The organism is Natrinema gelatinilyticum (assembly GCF_024266705.1).
Classification (GTDB): domain Archaea; phylum Halobacteriota; class Halobacteria; order Halobacteriales; family Natrialbaceae; genus Natrinema; species Natrinema gelatinilyticum.
Genome location: NZ_CP100756.1, coordinates 990,859 through 1,008,045 on the forward strand (window position 1 = coordinate 990,859; position 17,187 = coordinate 1,008,045).

General features: G+C 62.9%; 17 protein-coding genes. 7 read left to right on the forward strand and 10 right to left on the reverse strand.

Annotation, left to right across the window (positions count from 1 at the left end):
• Window positions 1–12 precede the first annotated feature (12 nt).
• From NJU76_RS04805 to NJU76_RS04815, 3 genes are all read right to left on the reverse strand, one after another.
• Window positions 13–1,116: an IS630 family transposase gene (locus NJU76_RS04805; protein ID WP_254531659.1), complete on the reverse strand. Its 1,104-nt coding sequence runs from the start codon at window positions 1,114–1,116 to the stop codon at window positions 13–15.
• An 85-nt stretch (window positions 1,117–1,201) separates the two neighbouring features.
• Window positions 1,202–2,665: a sodium:solute symporter family protein gene (locus tag NJU76_RS04810; RefSeq protein WP_425604294.1), complete on the reverse strand. Its 1,464-nt coding sequence runs from the start codon at window positions 2,663–2,665 to the stop codon at window positions 1,202–1,204.
• Between the two features lie 11 nt (window positions 2,666–2,676).
• The gene (locus tag NJU76_RS04815; protein ID WP_254531662.1) at window positions 2,677–2,958 is read right to left on the reverse strand and encodes a DUF3311 domain-containing protein; all 282 of its coding nucleotides are present in this window, start codon (window positions 2,956–2,958) and stop codon (window positions 2,677–2,679) included.
• 175 nt (window positions 2,959–3,133) lie between these two features.
• On the opposite strand from NJU76_RS04815, the gene NJU76_RS04820 reads away from it, so the two are divergent.
• Window positions 3,134–4,084, forward strand: a complete 951-nt coding sequence (locus NJU76_RS04820) for an ArsR/SmtB family transcription factor (RefSeq protein WP_254531664.1) — start codon at window positions 3,134–3,136, stop codon at window positions 4,082–4,084.
• A gap of 211 nt (window positions 4,085–4,295) precedes the next feature.
• Window positions 4,296–5,741: a DNA primase DnaG gene (dnaG, locus tag NJU76_RS04825; RefSeq protein ID WP_254531666.1), complete on the forward strand. Its 1,446-nt coding sequence runs from the start codon at window positions 4,296–4,298 to the stop codon at window positions 5,739–5,741.
• 49 nt (window positions 5,742–5,790) lie between these two features.
• Here the strand turns inward: dnaG and NJU76_RS26515 are convergent, their stop codons facing one another.
• Together NJU76_RS26515 and NJU76_RS04835 are read right to left on the reverse strand one after the other, a co-directional pair.
• A complete protein-coding gene (locus NJU76_RS26515; RefSeq protein WP_340681226.1) occupies window positions 5,791–6,237 on the reverse strand; it encodes a DoxX family protein in 447 nt (148 codons plus the stop codon).
• Window positions 6,188–7,513 (reverse strand): DUF92 domain-containing protein, encoded by a 1,326-nt coding sequence (locus NJU76_RS04835; protein ID WP_254531669.1) that lies wholly within the window; start codon window positions 7,511–7,513, stop codon window positions 6,188–6,190. The genes NJU76_RS26515 and NJU76_RS04835 overlap by 50 nt, the downstream gene beginning before the upstream one ends.
• Before the next feature lie 159 nt (window positions 7,514–7,672).
• Here NJU76_RS04835 and NJU76_RS04840 point away from each other — a divergent pair, with 159 nt between their 5' ends.
• Window positions 7,673–8,278, forward strand: a complete 606-nt coding sequence (locus tag NJU76_RS04840; RefSeq protein ID WP_254531670.1) for an undecaprenyl diphosphate synthase family protein — start codon at window positions 7,673–7,675, stop codon at window positions 8,276–8,278.
• A gap of 186 nt (window positions 8,279–8,464) precedes the next feature.
• On the opposite strand, the gene uppS is transcribed toward NJU76_RS04840, so the two are convergent.
• Window positions 8,465–9,397 (reverse strand): polyprenyl diphosphate synthase, encoded by a 933-nt coding sequence (gene uppS, locus NJU76_RS04845; protein WP_254531671.1) that lies wholly within the window; start codon window positions 9,395–9,397, stop codon window positions 8,465–8,467.
• A gap of 147 nt (window positions 9,398–9,544) precedes the next feature.
• On the opposite strand from uppS, the gene NJU76_RS04850 reads away from it, so the two are divergent.
• From NJU76_RS04850 to hemA, 4 genes are all read left to right on the forward strand, one after another.
• Window positions 9,545–9,946, forward strand: a complete 402-nt coding sequence (locus tag NJU76_RS04850; RefSeq protein ID WP_254531672.1) for a DUF5778 family protein — start codon at window positions 9,545–9,547, stop codon at window positions 9,944–9,946.
• 147 nt (window positions 9,947–10,093) lie between these two features.
• Window positions 10,094–11,173, forward strand: coding sequence for a siroheme decarboxylase subunit beta (gene ahbB, locus NJU76_RS04855; RefSeq protein ID WP_254531673.1), 1,080 nt, complete (start codon window positions 10,094–10,096; stop codon window positions 11,171–11,173).
• A 29-nt stretch (window positions 11,174–11,202) separates the two neighbouring features.
• Entirely contained in the window at window positions 11,203–11,859 is a 657-nt protein-coding gene (locus NJU76_RS04860; RefSeq protein WP_254531674.1) for a precorrin-2 dehydrogenase/sirohydrochlorin ferrochelatase family protein, read from the forward strand.
• Window positions 11,856–13,202: a glutamyl-tRNA reductase gene (hemA, locus tag NJU76_RS04865; protein ID WP_254531675.1), complete on the forward strand. Its 1,347-nt coding sequence runs from the start codon at window positions 11,856–11,858 to the stop codon at window positions 13,200–13,202. The genes NJU76_RS04860 and hemA overlap by 4 nt, the downstream gene beginning before the upstream one ends.
• Before the next feature lie 175 nt (window positions 13,203–13,377).
• Here the strand turns inward: hemA and NJU76_RS04870 are convergent, their stop codons facing one another.
• The 4 genes from NJU76_RS04870 to NJU76_RS04885 all read right to left on the reverse strand — a co-directional run bounded on the left by NJU76_RS04870 (window position 13,378) and on the right by NJU76_RS04885 (window position 17,161).
• Entirely contained in the window at window positions 13,378–13,710 is a 333-nt protein-coding gene (locus tag NJU76_RS04870; protein WP_254531676.1) for a hypothetical protein, read from the reverse strand.
• Window positions 13,711–14,397: 687 nt separating this feature from the next.
• On the reverse strand, window positions 14,398–15,033 hold the full coding sequence (locus tag NJU76_RS04875; RefSeq protein WP_254531677.1) for an HAD family hydrolase: 636 nt from the start codon (window positions 15,031–15,033) through the stop codon (window positions 14,398–14,400).
• A gap of 143 nt (window positions 15,034–15,176) precedes the next feature.
• Window positions 15,177–16,154 (reverse strand): ABC transporter substrate-binding protein, encoded by a 978-nt coding sequence (locus NJU76_RS04880; protein WP_254531678.1) that lies wholly within the window; start codon window positions 16,152–16,154, stop codon window positions 15,177–15,179.
• Complete coding sequence (locus NJU76_RS04885) at window positions 16,151–17,161, reverse strand: ABC transporter substrate-binding protein (RefSeq protein WP_254531679.1); 1,011 nt, start codon at window positions 17,159–17,161, stop codon at window positions 16,151–16,153. The genes NJU76_RS04880 and NJU76_RS04885 overlap by 4 nt, the downstream gene beginning before the upstream one ends.
• Window positions 17,162–17,187 lie beyond the last annotated feature (26 nt).

Here is a 17,187-nt window from a genome sequence, read left to right on the forward strand (position 1 = left end):
GCGTCGTAATGATCAAGATAACTTTTGCAAATATGGACTGAGGAATTGATCGATCCAGGACTTGGCAAATCCGAGTCGATCGGTAAGGGTGTCGAAGAGACGGCGAGCGAGAGTTCGGAACGCGCTCTCGCTCGCCACCACGATTGGCGAGGCAGTGCGTTTGAGTACTTTCCAGACCTGTTCAATCGGGTTGAGATGCGGTGAGCCGACCGGAAGAAAGATGAGATCAATACCGAGTTGATGTGCGCGCTTGCGCGTGTGTTCACAGATGTGAGACGAGAAGTTATCCAAAACGAGCAGAATCCGTGTTCCCGGATTCTGCTCGCGGACTTGCTCCAATAGCGCACAGATGTTCTCTTTCGATTGATCTTCAGGGAACGTCAGGACACTTTCGCCGGTGAGCGTATAGCATCCGACCGCTGGTTCGTCAAGCTTCACCAGCGGTCGTTCCAGTGTCGGATCATCAACGTACCACAGTCGATGCGAATTGTCATATGGTTGTGGATGCGAAGCATCACAAAAACCGACGACAGTTCCCCCATCCGTGCAAATATCGTCGTCGAGGACCCATCCTTCGTCCTCATCATCAGGACGCTTGTTATGTGCCGTCTCTGTCTCCTCGTCGAACGCGTCTGCGACGCGTTCTTCGAGGATTTCATCTGCGTTTTCTGGCCGAGAGGGGCGCTTTGGACGTGGTTTAGCGTAGGACAGTCCGAGATTCCGGAGGAATCGACCGAGATAATCCGGATGGTACTCTACACCGAACTCTTCGTCCAAGAGCTGATGAACTTCCTGTGCTTTCCAGGGTTGCCCCTCCCGGAGAAGTTCTAAAAGACGCTCTTGTTCCTCGTCACCGAGCTTCGGGGGCCTTCCGCCCCCGAAGTTCGGTGTCAACTGACCAAGTCCGCCATCGTTCCATCGACGCGCCCAGCGACTTCCAGTCGACGCAGATTTGCCAACGTCGTCGGCTGCTTCCTCGTACGTTGCTCCCTTGTAGAGACGTTTGACAAAGGTGAGTCGCTTGATGATCTTTGGATCGTCTGCTTCGTCCAGCAGCCGATCCAACTCCTGCTCACTTAGATGACGAACAAGATCGCCTCGCCGGTCTCCTCCCATCACTCGCCCGTCTCAGTCTATGCCCATAACTTCCGTTACTCATTATGACGCGCCGAGCCATTTATTGTGCTGGTTCGGACCCGGGTCAATCTGCACCAAGCTTATCAAAGTAGATTGCCCGGCGCTCGGCGGTGGCCGGGGACGTGACCAGAGAGATGGCGACAGTGACGATCAGTCCGAGAGCCATTCCGACGAGGCCGGCCGACCAACCCGCATAGGAGTCGGGAACGGTGCCGAGGAAGAGACTCGCCATGTAGAACACTTGACTCGAGAGGACGCCGGCGGTGATGCCGGCGCGCGTCGTCCGCCGCCAGTAGAGCGCGAGCAGGACGGGCAGCGCGAGCTGTGCGAAGCCGCCGAAGGCCGCGTCGCCGATCTCGAACAGCGTTGCGGGCTGGAACAGGCTTGCGATGAAGGCAGCTGTCGCGAAGATCACAACCCCGCCGCGGGCGATCAGGTCCTCGCGTCGATCTGAGATGGTTCGATCGATGAACGGGCGGTAGAGGTCCCGCGTGATGTACGAAGAGCCGGAGAGCAACATCGAGTCCGACGAGGACATCATCGCCGCCATCGCGCCGGCGATGACGACCGCGGCGAACCAGATGGGCGTGTACTCTGCGAGGACCGCTGGAAGTATGTTTCCGCTAGCGGGCATTTCGACGCCGAGGCCGGCAGCCCACGCGCCGAGCATGAACGAGGGGACGAACAGCAAGACACAGAGGATCGGCCAGAGGGCCAGGGACCGCTTGATCACGGTCTGCGAGCCAGCGGCGAAAAAGCGCTGGTTGACCTGGGGGAACATCGCGACGCCGAACCCGATCGTGATTGCCGTCGAGAGCATCCACTGAATCGTGTAGACACCGCCCCCGAGCGAGAGGAAGCTGGCGGTTTCGGGGTTCGATGCGAGTGCTTCGGTCGCGGCACCCGGGCCGCCGACGGCCGCGAGGACCCACAATAGCGCGACCCAGGTCGTGACCAGCATGAACGCCCCCTGCAGCGTGTCGGTCCAGGCGACCCCTCGCATCCCGGCGGCGACGACGTAGAGGATCATGAACACGGTTATTAGCCCGGCACCGGTGGCGTACGAGACCGTTCCTTCTGTGAGTGCCTCGAGCGCGGTACCCGCACCCACCTGTTGAAGCATAACGTACGGAAAGAGCCATACGAGGCTAACGCCCGCGATGATCCCGCGGAGCCACCGCGAACCGAAGCGGTCGCCGAGCATCTCGCCCAGCGTGACGTAGCCGTACTGCTGGCCGAGCAACCACTGCTTGTAGCCGATCACGTACCAGAGGACGGCGAAGATGATACCGTCCATCAGCCCCATAACCAGGATCCACTCGGGTCCGTTTGCGTACGCAATGTTCGGCCCCGCGAAGAACGTGAACGCGGAGAGCAGCGTCGCGAAGGTCGTAAACAGCAGGACGACGGTCCCGAACGTTCGGCTCGCGAGGTAGAAATCCTCCGCGGTCCGCGTGGTCAGCCGATAGGCGACCAGACCGACCGCGAGCGCGATCAGGAGGTAGCCGACGATAATAGTGAGCTGCATCGAAACCGGGTTCACGGCGACTCACCCCCCGATTTCGTCCTTCGAGTGCCGTCTGCCGTCCCACCGGGCGCCGCGCTCGAGTCCGGTCCAGTTCGATCGATACCGATTCCCCACGCACGCCTCGTGAATACCCAGAAGACGATCGACGCGAGTCCCATCCAGCCGACGTGCCACCAGAGCCACACCGGCAGACTGGCGACGACGCTCCCGGATCCCCACAGGAACCACGGGATAGCGAGCCCGGCGAGGGCGACGGCCACCGCGATCCAGAGCCCCAGTTTGATTCGGCGCATGCATGTGAGTTCGTCCCGTCGTTGGTAATTCTTGCTATTCGAATGCCGACATCGAAGAGAATTGTTCATCGATCCGACCCGGCGGTCACGACAGGCGGATTTCCGTAACTGAAATTGCTCTTTCAGCGAGGAGAAAGAGTATAGGTGTTTGATTGCAAATGCGAAACGAACTGATATGGCCCGTCTATTTCCCTTTCGCTCGGAGACGGCCGTCGAAGAGGGCCAGCCCCGTATCGTCGATCTTGAAGGCGAGGATGCCGACGCGGTATTCGCAGCTCTCTCGTCGACGACGGCCCGGCAGATCTACGCGCGCCTCGACGACGAACCTGGAACGCCAAGCGACATCGCCGACGCGATCGATTCCTCGATCCAGAACGTTCGCTACCACCTGGAGAACTTAGAGGACGCTGGTCTCGTCGACGTAATAGACACGTGGTACTCCTCGCGCGGGAACGAGATGAGCGTCTACGCGACGACGGATGGGCCGTTGATCGTGACGAGCGACGAATCGCGAGCGACACAGTTGAAGGAGGCGCTCTCGCGATTTATCGGTGGCGTCGGCGCGCTGGCTGGCGCGAGTCTCCTGATTCAGTACGGCCTCGCGTGGTGGTTCACACGGACTGAGACACGGTCGACTACGTACGGGACGCAACCGGCGGAATCGGACGGGACGAGCACCGGTGGATCGGAGAACGAGTCACAGCTATCGGGGCGGGACAGTACGGACGCCAATTCGGGCGGAAGTTCGTCCGCCGGAGACGACGGGTTCAGCATCGATAGCGTCGACGAGACGAACAACACGGGAACGGAAACCGGGGATGGGAGCGACGGCGCGTCCGATCCAGCACTCGACGCCGGAAACGAAGGCGGTCAAAACGTGAGCAACGGCACGACCGATCCGGCACTCGACGCCGGAAACGAAGGCGGTCAAAACGTGAGCAACGGCACGACCGATCCGGCACTCGACGCCGGAAACGAAGGCGGTCAAACCGTGAGTAACGGCGGCGTCGAGGCGGCAGAGGCGGTGTTCGGAACCGTACCGCCTGGCCTCCTCTTCTTCCTCGGTGGACTGATCGTTCTACTCGCGGTGACGGTCTACTGGTACTGGTATCGACCTGCGTATTGAACGGAAACGGATACAACACTGGATCGGTCGGGCCGTTACATCGGTTACCCGTCGTCCGAATCTTACGATGGATGCGACCGACACCCGATCGCACTGGGAAACGAGTTGCGGCGGTCAACAGCTATTTGCCCCCCACGAACGAAATCTTATATAAACCGGTCTCTGCACGCGACTCCCGCGTCACCGCGCCCCTCGCGGGGACTGATCTCCAATGGAAGACACTTCGAAATACCTCATTCACGCGAACGTGACGGCTGACGGGGTCGTCGAACGTAGCGACGTCGTCGGGGCGATCTTCGGCCAGACCGAAGGGCTACTCGGCGACGACCTCGATCTTCGCGACCTCCGACAGTCGGGAAAGGTCGGCCGTATCGACGTCGAAATCGCAAGCACACAGGGCCAATCCAACGGTCAGGTAACGATCGCGAGCAGCCTCGACAAGGTCGAAACCGCCACCCTCGCCGCTGCCCTCGAGACGATTACTCGAGTCGGACCCTGCCGGGCCGACCTCGAGGTGAAAGAAATCGAGGACGTCCGAGCGGCGAAACGAAAAGAAGTCGTCGACCGTGCGAAGGAACTGCTCAGGACCGGGTTCGACGACTCGATCATGTCATCAGACGAGATTTTAGCTGAGGTGCGCCAACACGTCCGCGTCGAGGATATCACCGAGTACGAGGGGTTGCCCGCCGGTCCGCGCGTCACCGACAGTGACGCGATCATCGTCGTCGAAGGGCGAGCGGACGTCCTCACGCTGCTCAAGTACGGCATCAAAAACGCAATCGCGGTCGAGGGGACGAGCGTTCCCGACTCGGTCGCCGAATTAACCCGCCACCGGACGGTCACGGCCTTCCTCGACGGTGACCGCGGCGGGGACCTCATCCTCGAGGAACTCTCGCAGGTCGGCGACATCGATTACGTCGCCTTCGCTCCGTCCGACAACTCTGTCGAGGAACTCGACCACCACGAACTGTTCGCCGCCCTCCGGAACAAGGTCCCCTACGAGACCGTCTCGGAACTGAACGAACCCCGAGAGGCGGTCGCCGCGACCGACGGCAGTACCACGCCGGCCCCCCTGCCGTCCGACCCCGGCACCGCCTCGCCGACGTCCCTCGAGGAGGAACCGCCCCCGTCGAATCAACACGATCGCAAATCGACCGCCCGGGCGGAATCGGTATTCGACTCGGCCGACGACGCCGAGGCACCGGCGAAAGCCAAAACCGACCGGACGACCGCGAACCGGGAGCAACCCGGCTCTGCATCCCTCGAGTCTGGACCGGCCGAAGCGACGGTCGCCGAAGGAGACGACGAAGCGACCTCGCCCGAATCGGATCGCGAGCGCGAACCCGAGACGGTCTACGGTCACGCGACGGCGGTCATCCGAGCGGACACCGATCGCGTTCGCTTCCTCGATGCGGACGGTGGCACGGTAGCCGAAACCGACGCGAGCGAGGCCTATGGCGCTCTCGAGTCGGCCGAAACGGTGCCGACGACGGTCGTACTCGACGACATCCTCGGCCAACGGCTGCTCGATCTGGCGGCCGACCGCGGCGTCGATCGGATCGTCGCACGCTCGCTCGGACAGTTTACCAAGCGCCCGACCGACGTTCGGATCCATCCGGTCGACGAGATTGCCGAACGGTCCCCGGACACCGAGTAGCGGGTTGTGGACGGAGTGAGTGACGGCGAAAACGGTGGCTGGACGTGAGCTACCTGAGAAGTGCGGGTCTCCGCAGCCCGAACGAGCCCGCAGACCAGACGTCTCCTGCGAGGAACGCCACACAACAGACGAGCACGGCGATGTTTTTCCAGTCCGGCCCGGCGTAGAAAATTGCAACGAGCATCACTAGTATCAGTGACAGGACTGCGAACCATGTGCGGATTCCGACGAGCAACAGGACGACGGCCACAGCTTCGATGTATTCCGCGAAGATGACGATCAGCTTGGGAGCGGGCATTCCGATCGCATCGAAGACGGAAACCAAACGTCGGTAGGTGACGAACTTGCTCAGCGTCGGTTTCGCATTCAGGAAGACGTGACCACTCGATGGGGGTCGACCGATCCGGCGTTCGAATTCCCTCGCTGACTTCGGTCCAGCAAATGGTTCAACCGAGAATCGAAACGTAAACCACCAGAACGGCACTGATGAGCGCACCGGACAACGTCGCCAGGAAGTTCACGCCCTGGTTACCCAGGAACGTTCCTTCGAGTGTCGCCCCCAGCAGGCTGTCGACGGTCATGCCCACGATACCGGCAGCGACGATGATCGCCGCACCGACGACCCCGACTTCCGGAAAGAGCGCATAGGCGATGGCAGCGACGATCGTCGCGCCGGCGATGCCGGCGAGTTCCCCTTGCCAGGTGACGCCACCGTCAGTGCCGGGATCAACCGGCTCCAGGGTCGTGATCAGACGCGGTGTCTCGAAGACGCTGCCGATTTCGCTCGAGAGGGTGTCACTCATCGCGGTCGCGATGGAGCCGGTAAACGTAAAGAGAAACAGGGAGGGATCAGGGGGGAGAAAACCGGCGTCACTGGCCGCATAGCCCAGTACGGCGACGAGTGCGATGGCAGCGTTTCCGAGGACGTTGCCGCTGCCGCGTGCGCCGTTGTTGTCCTCTGCGACGCCAAGCGTTTCTTTTCGGTCGTAGCGGAACTTCGTCGAGATACCGCCGATTGCAAAGAACGAGATGAGGACAGCGAACCAGCCGTAGCCGCCCAGAACGATCGTCAACAGCCCGAGTAGGATCCCGGTAAGCATTCCCGCGATTGAGGCCGTTTCGAGGGCGTACGACGCGTACCCGAGCGCGGCGGTGACGACGAGCGCGACGACGATTTCCCAGGCACCAATCGACGGCTCGAGTTCGGCGAGCAACCAGAGGAGGAGCCCGACCGAGAGGACGACGATCGGGTCGTCGGAGCGCAACAGCACGTCCCGGAGAAGCGCCGCGAGAAACGCGCCGCTCGCAGCGAGAAAGACGATACTCGGCAGCGAAGATGCGACGGCGCTGCCGGTAAGCGACTGCGTAATGGCCTGGCCGGCGATAGCGGCACCCGTCGCGGCGAGACAGAACCCGACGACCCGTACGACGGACGTTTCGATCCGCAGTCTGACGAGTTGCTCGCCGAGATTTCCGTAGCCGACGAGTAGTAACGTTGCGACGAAGACGGAGACGGGCAGCGACGCTTTCGTCGCCATGAGACCGAGCGCAACGCCCGAAAGGACGAACGTGATGAGGCCGTATAGCCGCGAATCTTCGTAATCGCCCGGATAGGCGAGCAGTTCGAAGAGTGGGCCATCGGTGATGACGTAGGCGGCCAACAAGACGATGCCGGCGAGCGCGGCCCCCACCCGAGGGCCGGAGAGCGGGACGGCGAGCGAGAGCGTACAGATGACCGCAAACACGCCGGCTCGCCGAACGGGTGCTGTCACGATATCGGTTCCTTTCTGTGGCGATTACTTCAAGGTTCGTGAACCCGGCTCGAGTCGGTTTTCACGGCGGTCAACGGCCGATTGGGTCCAGTTCCCCGCGCCCGGCCCGGACGGGCCCAACCCGTAACCCGTATCACAACGGCCGAAAAAGTCACTCTCGTGGGAGTATACGAACGGTATCTCGCCCTCAGGATCCGCCGCCACCGGGCCGATCCGCCAGATCACGTCGCGCTCGTGATCACCGAACGCGACCTCCTCGAACGGGGGGCCTACGAAACGCTCACCGATTTCTTCGGGTGGGCCGTCGAGTACGCCTCACAGATCACCGTCTACGTCAGCGTTCTCGATACGGCTGCCGTGCCGGCGCTGCGTCGGGAACTCGAGACGATCGACGCGCCTCTCGAGGTGGCCGTTCGCGGACCGGAAGACAAGACGCGTGCCGACGCGCCGATCAGGATTGGGATCGGCCTCGGCGGGAAGCACGAATTCACCAGCGCGGTCCGGACGCTCGCAGAACACGTCGAGACGGGGGAGCTGGCGCCCGACGAAATCGACGACGAACACGTCGAGGACCACCTCGTGTTCCCATCGGAACCGGATCTGGTGATCAAGACCGGCGCGGAACGGCTCTCGGATTTCATGATCTGGCAATCGGTCTACTCCGAGCTGTATTTCACGGACGTCAACTGGCGGGACTTCCGCAAGCGGGACTTCCTGCGCGCGGTCCGAGAGTACTGTAATCGATCGCGGCGATTCGGCCAGTAGTCGATCGGCTCACGTCGGCGGACTGGTAGTGCGTAGTATCCCAGGGACGTCCGTAAGCCGAACGAACCGCTCGACGTCGACCACAGGAGCACTCTCGAGTGGTGGGATCGCGGTCACTATTGCTAAAATGACTGATGAATAGTGTGGTATGTGTGGATAGACCGTGGTCGGGGTGCCGAGGGACGCTCAGTCGGCGATCTGTCCGCTCGAGTCGTTCGCCTCGAGGTCGCCGGTGTCGGGCCGCTCGGCCGACGGAAGGGAGTCGCGGAACCGTTCGACAATCGAGTGGGCCTCCACGAGTTCGGGTTCGCTGATGGCGCCGAGCAGCGCCAACGCACGGCGAGCGCGGGTCCGGCGCCAGGATTCTTCGCGGTGTTCGTACGTGCGAATTCCTCGCAGGAAGTCCGCTTTCGAAAACTCCGGCCAGTAGGGCGTACAGAAGAAAACGGCCGCCTCGTTACCGTTAGCGTGCCAGGGGAGGAAATTTGACGTGCGCTCGTCACCGCCCGTTCGGATGATCAGATCGACGTCGCGGACCGGCTGATCGTACAGCCTGTCTTCGATGTCCTCGACGTCGATTTTGCTGGGCTCTAGCTCGCCCGCGTCGACGCTGTCGGCGACGCCGCGGACGGCTTCGAGCAACTGTGCGCGGCCCCCGTACGCCAGCGCGATGTTGAGGACGAACTGATCGTACCCACGGGTTTCCTCCTCGGCGTATGCGACGGCATCACGGACCTGCTCCGGAAGCCGTTCGACGTCGCCGATGGCCCGAATGCGAACCTCGTTCTCGTGGACGCGTTTGGCCTGTGCGAACTTCCGCAGTTTCTCACAGAGCAGATCGAACAGCGCCTCGTTCTCTTCGTCGGGACGCTCGAAATTCTCCGTCGAGAACGTATACAACGTCAGTTCCTCGACGCCGATGTCGTGGCACCACTCGAGGATATGTTCGGTCGTTTCGGCGCCGGCACGGTGGCCGTCGTGGGCATTTCCGCCCCGCTTGCGGGAGTACCGCCGGTTACCGTCCTGAATCACTGCGACGTGGGTCGGCGCGCCGGATATCTCTCGCGAGAGCAGCCGTTCGTAGGCCGCATCGACGCGTTGACGGAGCCACCGCTTCATTGGCGGGGGAAAGGTAACCGAGGACTATGTGTCTTGTGTCTTGTGTGTTGCAGTGCGGCAGTGCATTGGGACGACGGCTCGCCGGTCGGGGCCGCCGGGACGATGGAATCGTGACGGCTATCTGTCCAGCCGCGCAACGTCCGAGCGATGGCAGACGTGATCGACGAGGACCTCTATCAGCGAACCAGGGCGCTGCTCGAGCCCGGAGATATCGACCTGAACGGAGCGATCGTCCACACTGACTACGACGGCAGCGAGGACGTCCAGATGATGCAGGCGACAATCGACGTCGGCGACGTCATCGCCGAACATTCGGGACACGACCCGAACGATTGCTACGTCTACTCGGGCAACGACGATACCGACTTTTCGTCGAACCAGCATCAGGGCCTGACACTCGAGGGCGAGGAATTCGTCTGGGAGTGCCAGCAGCTACTGCGACAGGGGAGTTTCGACATCGTCATTTATTACGAGGCGAGCGCGGACCACGAGGCGATCCTGGAAGACGTTCGAGATCTCGGTTTCGAGGTAACGGGCGTCGAAGGCTGATACGGTCTGCTGTACCGATGTACCGGTGCAACCGCGACCGTCCTGCGGGTGCACCGGCAATGACGTACAGTAGTCCGTATGAGTGGTCCGCCGTGCGGGGCGAACCGTCCCGGTTCGCTTATACGAGCGTAGTTCCGACGATCACCTATGTCCATGGACGTCGACCTCACCGAACGGGAACGGGCGGTCGTCAACGCATTTCAGGGCGGCTTCCCCGTCGTGGAGCGTCCCTTCGAGCCCGCCGCAGAGGCGATGTGCGACCGCGGGGTCGACATCGACCCAGCGGAGTTGCGAGAGACCATTCAACTCCTCGATGAGCGAGGTGTCCTCTCTCGATTTGGACCGCTCGTAAATGCGCAGGAAATCGGCGGCGCAGCGACGCTGGTCGCGATGCACGCTCCCGAGGACCGATTCGACGAAATTATCGAACAGGTTAACAGTCACCGCGAGGTAGCGCACAACTACGAGCGCGAGCATCCGTATCTGAACGTCTGGTTCGTCGTGAGCGTCGCCGACGAGGACCGAGTCGGGGACGTCCTGGCCGAAATCGAAGCCGAGACCGGACAGGAGACCTACAACCTCCCGAAACGACGGGAGTTCCGCGTCGAGGCCAAATTCTACGTCGACGGGCCGCTCGACGGCGAAGGCGACGAAGCCGCGGGGATCGATCTCGCCGATCTGGGCCCCGACGTCTCGCCGAGCGCCGAACCCACGCTCTCGCCGGCCGAACGCGACCTCGTCCTCGAGATTCAGGACGGGGTTCCCCTCACCGAAACGCCGTATACAGACGTCGCTAGTGCGATCGGAGCGGAGACCGAGTGGGTACTCGAGACGATCAAACGGTTCGAGCGCGAGGGCAAGATCCGGCGAATCGGCGTCGTCCCGAATCACTACGCGCTCGGCTACACGGAAAACGGAATGACAGTCTGGAACGTCCCGGACGAGCTGGTCGCCGATGTCGGCCCCCAAGTCGCCTCGCTGCCATTCGTGACGCACTGCTACCGGCGCCCGCGCCACGAGGGTGTCTGGCCGTACAATTTTTTCGCGATGACCCACGGCCGGAGCGAGGCGGAGAGCCAGCAGCGTATCGAGCAGGTTCGCGAGACCATGGCCGACTACTGGGAGGTAGCCGAGGACGATTGGGACTCCCTGTTTTCGACGCAAATATTGAAAAAGACCGGCATTCGTCTGGCAGAACGTGCTGATTCGAACACGAGAGAGCAGTAACGCCGAACGTCTAGAGACCAGGTGCCACAATGATTCCACTCGTGCACGATTTCACGGAGGAAACGGTGCTCGTCTTCGGCGGCGGACCCGTCGGTGCCCGAAAGGCCCGTCGGTTCGCCCGGGAAGCGCGAGTCCTCGTCATCAGCCCCGCGTTCGCTGACCGTGAATTCGGCCCGGCTGAACTAATCCGCGCTGCGCCGGCTCCCGCGGGCGTCGCCCCGTGGCTCGAGCGAGTCGAACCTGCCCTCGCCGTCGCGGCGACCGACGACGAGGCAATCAACGAGGCGGTCGCCGACGCGAGCCGCGAGCGGGGAATCCTCGTCAACCGTGCCGACCGATCGGGCGAGCGCGACGCCGGTAGCGTCGTCGTTCCCGCGACCGTGTCTGAAGACCCCGTCGTCGTCTCGATCACGACCGGTGGCACGGCACCCGCCCTGAGTAAGCACCTCCGACAGGAACTCGAGGAGACGCTGGAAGGGGCCGGCGAGATGGCGCGCGTCTGTGCAGGGCTACGCGAGGAACTCAAATCTCGAGACGTGCCGGCCGACCGCCGCCGAGAGATCGTCACCGATGTCGCCAATTCTCCGGACCTTTGGACAGCTTTACGTACGGGTACTTCCAACTGTCCCCAAGTGATCGAGGACGTGCTCGGCGACGAACTGTCTACCGGGGGTGAACGACCATGATTTCGACCGGGGTCGTCACCGCGGCGCGAGTCACCCACGAAAGCGGCAGCGTCGATCAACTCGCCGCCGCAAGCCCCGCGAGCCAGCACGCCGCCGTTTCAGAGTTGTTGACCGTTCTAGGTATCGAAGAGGCGTACGTCCTCTCGACGTGTAACCGGGTCGAAGCGTACGTCGTCGGCCCGGATCACGCCATCGGTCGGGCCGCGCTAGAGGAATTTTTTGCCGGGGCGGACGACGATGTGATCGTCACGACGCACCACGACGAGAGTCTCCGACACCTGCTTCGAACAGCAGCCGGCCTCGAGTCGGTGATTCTCGGCGAGGACCAGATTATCGGTCAGGTCCGAACCGCCTACGAGGACGCCCGTGACGCCGACGGCATCGGCTCGATGCTCGAGGCTGCCGTCACGAAGGCGATCCACGTCGGCGAACGCGCCCGTACCGAAACAGCGATCAACGAAGGCGTCGTCTCGCTTGGATCGGCCGCGACGCAACGGGCCGCGGCGGAACTCGACCTCGAGGGGGCGAGCGCGCTGGTCGTCGGGGCCGGCGAAATGGGGCGACTCGCGGCTCGCAGTCTCGTGGCCGCCGGTGTCGATGAACTCGTCGTCGTCAACCGGACCGTCGCCCACGCCGAGCACATCGTCGACGAAGTCTGCGAGGAGACCGACGCAGGCGCCGCGCCGCTCGAGGATCTCGATTCCGTCGCGGGCCGTGCAGACATCGTCGTCGCCGCTACCGGCAGCGAGAAACCGATACTCGAACCGCACCATTTCGACGACGCACGCGCTGGTGCAACTGAGACCGAGCAGGTGATCGTCGATCTCGGCCAGCCTCGCGACGTCGCTCCGAGTACCGGTTCGATACCCGCCGTGACGGTCTTCGATCTGGACGACCTCGAGTCGATAACTGCAGAGACACGCGAACAGCGGGCCGACGCAGCCCACGAGGTCGAGGAGATGATCGACCACGAGTTTCGGTTACTGACGGAACAGTACAAGCGAGCGCGCGCGGACGAAGCGATCGCCGCGATGTACGAATCCGCCGAACGAATCAAAGAGCAAGAGGTGGAGACGGCACTCTCACGTCTCGGCAGGCAAGGCGTCTCCGACGCACAGCGAGAGATCGTCGAGGCGATGGCCGACTCGCTCGTCAATCAGTTGCTCGCTCCGCCGACCAAGAGTCTGCGCGAAGCGGCAGCGGAAGACGACTGGAGCACCATCCATACTGCGCTCCAGTTGTTCGATCCCGAGTTCGGTGCGAACGACGGGCCGATCGCGTCGACAGTGTTCGCTGCCGCGGCGAACAGCGATTCAGGGATCGGTGCCACAGACAACGATTGATCGCGGTCCCCATCGCTTCCGCTGGCCGACCGATTCTCGACGACAGTACCCAGTACAGATTACCGTGAAGCGGACGGTTCGGGCGGACGCCTTCCCGGCCGCTCGGGGTCGTCAGTGGCCTGAAAACCCCGTACCAGTTCCCGGCACCGGTGTCCGTCTCGGCTCGGGAACAGCGTTACCGATCCGCAGCGCCGTACTCGACGTGGACCGTCGGAACGCTCGCGGAATCGGGCGCTTCGTTGCCGTTCCAATCGACGAGTCGGACGTTCGCCATCTGCCCTGAAAACCGGAAGCGCCTGACGCCGACGTCGATCGCTCCCTCGGCAACGCCACAGGAGACCACCGTTCCCTCGGCCATGGGATCGTCCGCGAGCATCTCGAGATCACCGTCGACGGTGATTTCGAAGTTCGATGGAACGCCTCGCCCAACGATGGTTACCAGGTTCGGAAGTGCGCTGTCGGTTGCGGCTGCATCAGTTCGATTTCGTACCGGCGTATCGCGTGCCATGCTACGATAAGCCGAGCATCCCAGCATAAGCTTTCCTGTCGAGATAATGGTAAGAGTTCGTGAATATGAGCGCGTTTCGCGGACGACTACGCGGCGGCTGACCCGTGAGACACCGACCGATAGACAGAGAGAAACCGTACCCAGCGGACGCGTGAGCGCAGTTTTCGACGGCCGCGTGAGACGAAGCCCGCGACCGAGCGCGTCGATGAACTATCGGTTGATCGAGGTTTGGTAGCCGAATCGCCGTGAGCGCGGTCCGGTGCAGCCGTCAGCGTCGACTCAACTCGGATCACGGTAGCGTCTGCACAGCCCGAAGTGAACTACCCCGCCCTACTCGCTCCCTTCGGTCGTTCGTTGAGGACGGGGGCTTAGCACCCTCTCTTTCAGCTAAACGTCAGGTGTCGTCGGACAGACGGTCGAATCGCTCGAGTCGATGGTGTGTCCCGTCGCGACGTAATGTTCGATTGCGGCACGAGAGCACGCTCGTTGCGAGGGCTCGTCGGTCCACACGGTGCTCCAATCGCAGTCGAGGCAGTACTTCATCGTGGGTCCATCTCCGACCGAATCCCTGAGTCCCTTTTGGTCTCGATTCGGACGCGATCGATCGTGACTCGAGTATAGCTTCGACACGTCTCTGACTCGCCTCGTGCGCTCGGTCACGTTCGCTCGACGAGCGCGAAACTCCGTTCAGTAGAGTTCATCGAACGACTGGACGCGATAGTCCCCGAGAACGCACTGCCCGCGGCGCTCGTGGCCGACTCGTTCGACGTGGATCGCATCGAGCCCGGCGTTCCACGCCGCGCCGATGTCGTTGGCACCGTCGCCGGCGAGAACGCCCTGGTGGCCGTTGTGTCCGACGCCGAGGTCCGACATGACTCGCTCGACGGGATCTGGGTTGGGTTTCCAGCCCGTTTCCTCGGTACAGCAGAGCTGGGCGTCGAACCAGTCGCGAATACCGACGTGATCCAGCACCGGCTCACAGAGGAACTCCTGACAGTGGGTAACGAGTCCGACCGGTTCCTCGAGGTCGGCAACGAACGCGGCGTCCTCGTGGAGGTAGGTCTGTTCGGCCCGCACCAGCGGATCTTCCTCGTCGTGGAACGCAGTCCAGAATTCATCGGGGACGACGCCCCAGTCTTCAAGCTGGCGGTCCCGAGAGCCGGTCAGGCCGTTCCAGAGGATGTCCGCCTCTCGGTCGGTGAACTCGCGACCGAGCCGGTCGCCGACCTGATCGAACACCTCCCTCGTATAGGACCACTCGACGTCGACTATGGTCCCGTCGAGGTCGAGCAGCCAGAAGTCGTAGTCGGGTTCCGAGGCCATCTGGAGACACAAATAGGGAGGCCTCGAGTAAATGGTTATCGACTGTTCGGTTTTCGGGATCGATCGTTCGTCGCCGCTTGGCCGCTCACCGTTCGCCGGCCGCTCGAGCATCCGTCATCGCCCGTTCGAACACCGGACGCTACTCACTCGACTGGCGGTCGAACCCGATCGGCGTACTCGGAGACGATCGGCTCGTCGACGGGGCGGAATTCTCCGGTCCAGACCGCGTCCGGATCGATCGGTCCCTCGAGCAGTGCGGTCTCGGAGAGCGTCTCGCCGAGGCGTCGCCACCTGGCTGGATCCTGTGCGCCCCAGCCGTGATCCCGCACGTACGGCGTGAACTGAAGACGGTTCGCAGCGGTTTCGAACTTCAGGCGCTCGATCCCTCGATTGCGCTCGAGCGTCGCGTTTCGGCCGACGAGGACATCGATCGCACGCTCCGGATCGCGGGTCGCGACGGCCCACCCGCGCGTGCTGGCCCGAATGAACGACCGGATCGACTCCGGCCGTTCGCGGGCGAATTCGGGGCCGGTGACGAGCGTCATGCCGTAGATGTCCAGATAGTCACCGATCGGAAGCTCGTCGGGAGTTCGGTCGTGCTCGCGGCCGATCTCGATCCCGTTGGTGACCACGCCGACCGCGGCGTCGACCGTGCCGTCGACTACCTTGTGCTGGACGCGGTGGTGGGTGTGCGGATCCACGTCCAGTAGTTCGACTTCGTCCCGGATGCCGGCATTCTCGAGCAATTGCGCGGTGAGGATCCGCGTCTTCGTCGCGGAGGGCGCGACGGTCCGACCCGCGAGCTGTGCGGGTTCGGTGAGCGGGTCACCGAAGACGTCTCGCAGGGTGTAGACGGCCGCTGGCGTCTTCTGAGTCACCGCGGCGACCGCGAGCGGCTCGAACCCCTTACTCTGGGTCGTCAACACGGCGCTGGCACCCGCGAGCGCGACGTCCGCACGTCCGCGTGCAGCGCGTTCGGCCGCGTACGGCGAACCGTGGCCCTCGACGAACTCGATCTCGAGGCCGGCCTCTCGATAGAACCCCTCCTCGCGGGCGAGGAAGTACGGCGACTGGAACCCGTTCGGCTCCCAGTTGAGCTGGAACGAGAGCGTCTCGGTCATGGCCGGCCCTCCATTTCGACGTCCGGCCGGAACACCCCGTCCGGTAGCTCGTCGACGCCGACGGCGTCCGCGCCCACGACCTCTTTCAGCCGGTCGAACAGTCGTTCCATCCCCTCGACGGTGGACTCGTCCCAGTCGACGACGACCATCTCGCGCCATCGATCTCGCACGGCGCGGATGACCGCGGGGTCGTCTTCGTACATGAGCTGTGCGCCGAGTTCCGTCCAGAGGCTGTCGTCCCGTTGGAGACGCTCGACGGCATCTCGGAAGGCTCCTTCGAAGCCCCGGACCGTGTCGGGATGGTCGGCCAGATACGGTTCACTCGTCAGGAACGTCGAGATCGGAACCGGGCGCTCGCCGTCGGTGTCTGCGAGGCGGTCGACTAGCCGCGACATCGACAGTACCTCCCGATAGGGGCCGGATTCGACAATCTCCGGGATGATCTGCCAGAACTGAAGAATGCCGTCGACCTCGCCGTTTCGGAGTTGCCTGGTGAGTTCGACCTTCGATCCGGCCTCGAGGGGCGTCGCCGTCTCGTCCGGATCGAAGCCGTGGAACTCCCTGCACGCTGCCCTGACGAGAATCCAGTTCTTGTCGTGTCGCCTGACGACGCCGATCCGGTGACCGGCGAGATCCTCGAGTCCGTCGATCGGCGAATCGATCGGCGTAACGAGACCGCCGACCGTCTGTCCGTACGGGTGAAACGCGACGATCGGAGCGCCGTCGGCCCGCTCGCGCGCCGTCGAGAAGTAGTCGATGTCGATCAAGTCGGCGTCGCCGTCCTGAAGTTTCGCCTCCACGGTCTCTAAGCCCTCGTCGAGTTCGTCGGAGACGAGTTGCAAGTCGAGGTGAAAGCCGCGGTCGTGATCGTAAGCGAAGCGCTTGATCGTGTACAACATGTACCGCGGACTTCCGTTATGTTCGAATCGGGCCCGCATCACCGGCCGATCGCCGGGGTCACCCTGAAATTCGTCGATCGCGGCCTGTTGTGAGTCGATGTCGGTCATGGTGAGGTGGCTCGGGTATTGCTGAC